This window comes from Streptomyces sp. NPDC050388 (genome assembly GCF_040655635.1).
Classification (GTDB): Bacteria; Actinomycetota; Actinomycetes; order Streptomycetales; family Streptomycetaceae; genus Streptomyces.
In genome coordinates this window covers 1-6,148 of sequence record NZ_JBFAKH010000180.1, presented here as the reverse complement: position 1 = coordinate 6,148, position 6,148 = coordinate 1, and the positions used below count along the sequence as shown (strand labels likewise).

8 protein-coding genes and 1 pseudogene are annotated in these 6,148 nt (G+C 69.6%); 3 read left to right on the top strand and 6 right to left on the bottom strand.

Annotation, left to right across the window (positions count from 1 at the left end):
• Positions 1–247: 247 nt before the first annotated feature.
• Entirely contained in the window at positions 248–868 is a 621-nt protein-coding gene (locus tag AB0I73_RS39950; protein WP_363045300.1) for a 2'-5' RNA ligase family protein, read from the bottom strand.
• A gap of 225 nt (positions 869–1,093) precedes the next feature.
• A pseudogene (locus AB0I73_RS39945) lies at positions 1,094–1,815 on the bottom strand (IS6 family transposase).
• Between the two features lie 387 nt (positions 1,816–2,202).
• Here AB0I73_RS39945 and AB0I73_RS39940 point away from each other — a divergent pair.
• Both AB0I73_RS39940 and AB0I73_RS39935 read left to right on the top strand, forming a co-directional pair.
• Positions 2,203–2,484, top strand: a complete 282-nt coding sequence (locus AB0I73_RS39940) for an HU family DNA-binding protein (RefSeq protein WP_363045299.1) — start codon at positions 2,203–2,205, stop codon at positions 2,482–2,484.
• Between the two features lie 168 nt (positions 2,485–2,652).
• The gene (locus AB0I73_RS39935; protein WP_363045298.1) at positions 2,653–2,859 is read left to right on the top strand and encodes a cold-shock protein; all 207 of its coding nucleotides are present in this window, start codon (positions 2,653–2,655) and stop codon (positions 2,857–2,859) included.
• Between the two features lie 174 nt (positions 2,860–3,033).
• Here the strand turns inward: AB0I73_RS39935 and AB0I73_RS39930 are convergent, their stop codons facing one another.
• The 4 genes from AB0I73_RS39930 to AB0I73_RS39915 form a co-directional block, all read right to left on the bottom strand.
• The gene (locus AB0I73_RS39930) at positions 3,034–3,240 is read right to left on the bottom strand and encodes a hypothetical protein (protein WP_363045297.1); all 207 of its coding nucleotides are present in this window, start codon (positions 3,238–3,240) and stop codon (positions 3,034–3,036) included.
• A gap of 271 nt (positions 3,241–3,511) precedes the next feature.
• The gene (locus tag AB0I73_RS39925; protein WP_363045296.1) at positions 3,512–4,381 is read right to left on the bottom strand and encodes a class III extradiol ring-cleavage dioxygenase; all 870 of its coding nucleotides are present in this window, start codon (positions 4,379–4,381) and stop codon (positions 3,512–3,514) included.
• Entirely contained in the window at positions 4,378–4,851 is a 474-nt protein-coding gene (locus AB0I73_RS39920; protein WP_363045295.1) for a DUF6069 family protein, read from the bottom strand. Before AB0I73_RS39920 ends, AB0I73_RS39925 begins: the two co-directional genes overlap by 4 nt.
• Positions 4,852–4,948: 97 nt before the next feature.
• Positions 4,949–5,323, bottom strand: coding sequence for a DoxX family protein (locus AB0I73_RS39915; RefSeq protein ID WP_363045294.1), 375 nt, complete (start codon positions 5,321–5,323; stop codon positions 4,949–4,951).
• Between the two features lie 149 nt (positions 5,324–5,472).
• Here AB0I73_RS39915 and AB0I73_RS39910 point away from each other — a divergent pair, with 149 nt between their 5' ends.
• Positions 5,473–5,964 carry a MarR family transcriptional regulator gene (locus AB0I73_RS39910; RefSeq protein WP_363045293.1) on the top strand — a complete coding sequence of 164 codons (492 nt, stop codon included), beginning with the start codon at positions 5,473–5,475 and terminating at the stop codon, positions 5,962–5,964.
• The last annotated feature ends 184 nt before the right edge of the window (positions 5,965–6,148 follow it).

Genomic DNA, 6,148 nt, shown 5'->3' with positions numbered 1-6,148 from the left:
GGGTACTTCCTCGGGGCAGGCATCGTCTGGGCTCCTCTCATGAGACCCATCTGACCTTCTGTCACCCATTCCCGCATCTCGGGGGAACCTCAACCCCTCGAACCCCCAGACGTGGACGAGGGCCGGGCCCGGCCGCAGTCGTCGAGCGGCTGGTCGACAAGCAGAGCCGGAGGACCGTGGACTCGGTCATCGAGTCAAGCGCCGTGCCCCGAGATACTTGTCCCCCCGGGGACGGCACACTGCCTCGTCAGCCCAGCGGCACGCTGGCGTAGGTTTCCCACTCGTACCTCTGGTTGTCGCGGTGGATGACGATGAGATCCGCCGTGGCGATACGCGCCGGTGCCGAGGTGTCGGCGACCGCCGCCAGCGCCTTTGCGACGGGTTCGGCAGGACCGTCAGCGGCGCTGTAGGCGACGGACACGTGCAGCCGGAATGCGTCCGCCTTCTCCGGCACCTCCTTGAGGACATCACCGATCGCGGCCCTCACCGCGTTCCGTACGTCCTGCACGGGATCGCCGGGGCTGACCGGCAGGAGGACCGCCTCGGGGTCGAGGATCGCGGGCCCGAGCTGGATGTCGAACGCGGGGACGGCCGCCAGGCGGGTGCGGGCCGCGTCCACGATGGCGCGTACGTCCGCCTCGGCGATCTCGTCGACGAAGGCGACGCCCTGCATCGTCAGGTGTAGCCACTGGTCGGGGATGAGTGTGAAGGCAGGGCCGAGGGGGGTGAGTGCCGCGCGGTAGTCGGCGGCCGCCCGGTGAAGTTCGTCCTGCCCGTCGAAGGTGAAGTGCCAGGTGTAGAAGCGGCGGCCCGAGTGCCAGCCGGGCCGCCACCACCAGTGGTTCCGCATGTCCATGGTGGGTGTCATACCTGCGATCCAATCAGCCGGAAAGGCGCAGTGGCGAGAGGGCCAGGCGCCGGGGGATGGAGTCCAGCCGCCACGCGTCGATCGCCGCGCGCAGCCCCACCGCGCCCCACCGCAACCCGGCCGCCGCGCTGGCCGAGCCCCGAGGGCGATGTTGTCAAGTTACTGTTGTGGCATGAGAGTTGAGGTGTGCTGGAGGTGCGTTCGGCCGGGCCGGGGACATCCTGGTCAGGCGGTCGTGAGGGCTCCGGTGGCGGTCTTCCGGATGCGGAACCGTTCGGTCATCCCGGTGCGGTAGCCACTCGCTGTGATCGAAGGGCGGCGGGGCCGGAAGTGGCCGGAGACCCGGCCGAAGGCGGCACGGAACCTCCGGGCCGCTTTGCTGGAGCGGAAGCCCGTCATGGCGCGCTCGCGCCGCCTCGTGGGCTGATGACTGCTCTCGGCCCTGTGGTTCCAGTACTTCACACCGCGGTGCTCGACCGGCGGCATGACCGCGCGGTGGGCGGCACCGTAGCCGCGGAGCCTGTCCGTGACGATCACGCGGGGTCCGTACGCGAGGCCCTGGAGAAGCCTGCGGAGGAAGCGCCGGGCCGCGGCCGTATCGCGGCGGTCCCGGACGAGAATGTCGAGGACTCCTCTGTCCCGGTCGGCCGCGCGCCACGGGTACCGCATTTTCCCGTTGACCTTGAGGAACACCGCATCCGGATGCCGTGTGGCGCCGGGACGCGGCCGCCGGCGGCGCACCTGCGCGGCGTAGGCGGGGCCGAACGTGGCGCACCGGGCCCGGACCGTCTCGTAGGAGACCATGGTGCCGCGGTCCAGGAGGAGTTCCCCGGCCCCTCCCGGTAGGAGAGCGGGAAACGGTGATACAGCCACACGGCGTGACCGATTGCCTCGGGCGGAAACCGGTAGTCCCGGTACGACGGTGCCGTCCCGCTCTCCGCCCGCAGCCTCTCCCCGCGACGATCTGCACCAGGATCATCCCGCGGCCCGAGCCGAACCTGACAACGCCCTTCGGCCGCATGCTGCCCGTGCTCCGCGACGGCTTCCCGCTGAATGCGCTCGCCGACCTCGGACGCCCACTCGCCGGCGGGCTCTCCCAGGGATAGACCCGAGCGCCAGGAGGTGACCGCCGGGATCCGCACCGATCCCAAAAACGCCCGCACGGCCACCACGGCGCGGCGGCGCAGCGCGCCCGGCCGCCGGCACAACCGGGCTCCGGCGCGACCCGCCGCCGTCACCGGGGCGCAGCGCTGTCGGACCCCGGTGACAGGATGGCGTCAGAAGCGTCGCGTCCGCGCAGCGGCCGCGGCAACCCGAACGTCACGGAGTACCGCATGAACCGCAGTGAGCTGGTCGCCGCCCTCGCCGAGCGCGCCGAGGTGACCCGCAAGGGCGCCGACGCCGTGCTCGGTGCCCTCGCCGAGACCGTCGGCGGGGTCGTCGCCAAGGGCGACGAGAAGGTCACCATCCCCGGCTTCCTGACCTTCGAGCGCACCCACCGTGCCGCCCGCACCGCCCGCAACCCGCAGACCGGCGACCCCATCCAGATCCCGGCGGGCTACAGCGTCAAGGTCTCCGCCGGCACCAAGCTCAAGGAAGCCGCGAAGGGCAAGTAGGCTCCTGCCGCCCTCCCTGCCAGGCAGCACAACGGCACGCCTCACCCGCGCGGAAGCCGGATAGGCATCCCGCCACGGGGTAGAACGGACGCCGGACGCCCTCCGATGACGGAGAGCACCACCCACAGACCAACCGGGAAACACCCGGCGATTTCGAAGGACAAACGCATGGCCAGCGGCACCGTGAAGTGGTTCAACGCCGAGAAGGGCTTCGGCTTTATCTCCCAGGACGGCGGCGGACCGGACGTCTTTGCGCACTACTCCAACATCTCCGGCACCGGCTACCGTGAACTCCACGAAGGCGACAAGGTCGAGTTCGACGTGACCCAGGGCCAGAAGGGCCCCCAGGCCGAGAACATCGTCCGCCGCGGCTGACCCCGAAAAATGCGTGCCGCCCCGCGACGGCCACTGGGTAGAGTGGCCTCACCGACGCGGAGTGGAGCAGCTCAGTAGCTCGCTGGGCTCATAACCCAGAGGTCTTCTCCGAACTAGCGAAGCGAACATGCGACCGCCCCCGAGCGTCAGACCCGGGGGCGGCGCGTCCGCGACTCAGGCTCCGTTGGTCGCGGAGCTGATGCGAACGGCAACCTGGTTGAAGCTCGGGATCCCCATGAACACCGGCGACTCTTTCTTCCTCTGCCGTGCGTCAAGCTGCTCGATCTTCTCTGCTGCGGCGTCCCTGCTCACCGAGAGACCCTCGACGTCACCAATCCAGCCTTCCCTTTCCGCCTCGACGATTCGGTCGGGGAGTGTCATGAATCAGGCTCTGTCTCCCATGCGGTGGTGACAGAACGTCATCGCTGATGTGCCTGGTCCGAGCTTCGAGAAGAGCAGTCGCAGACGCACCGTCGAGCGGGACGGACCCGGTGTCGACGGTCGCGTCACCCGTGCTGGTCTGGGAGCGTTACTGCCAGCCACGGAAACTACTTACCGTCACCACCGCATGGGAGACAGAGCCTGATTCATGACACTCCCCGCTGGCCCGGCCCGGGCGATGCCTGGCGGCCGGTGCGGTCGGCCCGTGCCGTCAGGTGACCTGGATGGAGCGGATGGAGTTGCCGTACCTGGTGCCGTCGATGGCGGTGGTGGCGGGTCGGTCCGGCGTGGTGGCCGCTCCGAGGGTGAGCAGCAGAGGGACGAAGTGATCGGCGGTGGGGTGGGAGACGGCGGCGCCGGGCGCCTTGGTGCGGTAGTCGGCCATGGCGTCGACGTCGCCGCGGCCGAGGGCGTCCGCGGCCCATTCGTCGAACGCCCGGGTGTGCGCCGCGGCGTTGGGTGACCGCATCGCCGCGAAGCTGTGGGTCATGAATCCCGACCCGATGACCAGGACGCCTTCCTCGCGCAGTGAGCGCAGTTGCTGACCGAGGGCGAACAGGAGGCGGGGATCGAGGCTGGGCATGCTGAGCTGGACGACGGGGACATCGGCGGCGGGGTACATGGCCATCAGCGGGATGAAGGCGCCGTGGTCCAAGCCGCGGCCGGTGTGGTGCACGGTGGTCCTGCTGAGGGTGGCGGTCATGCGCCGGGCGAGGGCGCTGGCGTCGGGTGTGGGGTACTTGAGGGTGTAGTAGCGGGGGTGGAAGCCGCCGAAGTCGTAGTAGAGGGGGGTGCCGGGCGCGCTGCTGGAGAGGGCGAGCGGGGCGTCCTCCCAGTGCGCGGAGACCACCACGACGGCTCGAGGCTTGGGCATGCTCTGGGCCCAGGTGAACAGGTCGTCCAGCCACCGGGGGTCGTCGAGGGTCGGTGGCGCGCCGTGGCTGACGAACAAAGCGGGCAGGGGTCCGTCGGCCTCCTCCCAGGGGCGTTGCCGACGTGCCTGCGGAAGGACCCGGGCGAGCAGGTCGTCGTAGGCACCGGCGGGCACGGCCGGGTTGAACGGGTCGCGGTTCTCGCTCATCGCCGCTCTTCCCGGTCATCGAACTCGGCCGAGGGCAGCGGGAGGGCTCGCTGGTAGGAGGGAACGGCGATGGCGGCGACGGCGACGTGCATGAGGAGCAGGGCGACGACACCGGTCACGTCGGCTCCGGGTTGGTAGTCGCTGACGAGCATCGCCAGGTCGGGGATGAAGGACACGATCACCACGACCGGGACCAGAGCCCTGAGCAGTTTCTGGGCGCCCGCGCGGCGTCGGATGACGGCCCAGCCGCCGGCGCCGATCAGTACGCCGGCGATGGTGAAGACGATGTAGGCGCCCGGCTGGAGCGGCATGAAGTCGTCCGAGGCTCCGGCCGCCAGGGCGACGGCCGCGATCAGGGCGTTCACCAGGCTGGCGGCCACGAGGGCAGCGAGCAGCAGGCCGGCCACCTGCAGCGGCGGGGTCCGGGGCGCGGCGGGTGAGGTCGCGGCGGTCGGGGAGGGAGTGGGCACGGTGGTCCAATCAGGGATACGGCGGACGAGGTGGGGTGGGAAGGACGGGGTCCGGGCGGGACCGGACCCCGGCAGGGGAGGGTGCGACGGGAAGCGCTCAGAACGCGTGCGGACCCAGTCGTCCCCAGGCCGCAACTGCTGCCAGGACGAACAGGACGGCGTTGACCGGAATCGCCTTCGTCTCCTTGCGGCGCGCGTGCACCCCGATCGCGGCGAGCATGGTGACGGCGAGCCCCACGGCGGCCCAGCCCACCAGGACCGGTGCGATGTCGAGCAGGGCGGGCAGAACCAGTCCCAGGGCGCCCAGCACCTCCACGATGCCGATCGCCTTGACCATGCCGGGCGAGAAGTCCTCGACCCAGCCCATGCCGGAGGCCGCCAACTTCTCCTTGGACTGGCCGGCCTTCATCAGGCCGGCCGCGAAGAACGCCAGGGCGAGGACGGCCGCGATGATCCACAGGATGACGTTCATCAGAACTGCTCTTCCGCTCTTTCGGCCAATGACTTGAACCTTCAAGCGAAAAGTAGACCGGATCACTTGAACGGTCAAGTGATCCGGTCGAGTTCCGTACGCGTGCCCGCCGCACCGTGGGGCTTGAAGCCTCACGTTAGGGTGACGGCATGAGCGCAGATGAGACGCGGTGGCTGGACGAAGAGGAGCACGAGGCGTGGATCGCGCTGGCCAGCACCGTGGTGCGCCTCCCGGCCGCACTGGACGCCCAACTCCAGCGTGACGCGGGCATCAGCCACTTCGAGTACCAGGTCCTCGCCGGGCTCTCCATGGAGCCCACGTGGACCCTTCGGATGAGCACGCTCGCCGAGTTCGCCGACGGTTCGCTGTCCCGGCTGTCCCACACGGCCAAGCGCCTGGAGAAGGAGGGGTGGATCTACCGCACTCCGGACCCCGAGGACGGCCGCTTCACCCTGGCCGTCCTCACTGACGCCGGCTGGGACAAAGTCGTGGAGACTGCCCCCGGCCACGTCGCCGAAGTGCGCCGCCTGGTGTTCGACCCGCTCACCAGGGCTCAGCAGAAGCAGTTGCGGGAGATCGGCCGCCGTATCAACAACGCTATCGCCCCCGACGGTTTCTGCCCCGGTGTCACCAAGGGCTGATCGCCCGCCCCGCGGGCTCCTCGCGGATTGATGATCTGTAAGTTTTTGTCGGTGGTGGGTCGGCAGGGTGATGTCAGTGCGGGAGGTGTCGGGTTTCTGCTCTTCAGCGTGGTGTGGTGGGGGTTTCGGGTGGTGACACGGATGCTGATTTGGGGCTGACGTTTTTGGTGATGGTGCGGGTCGG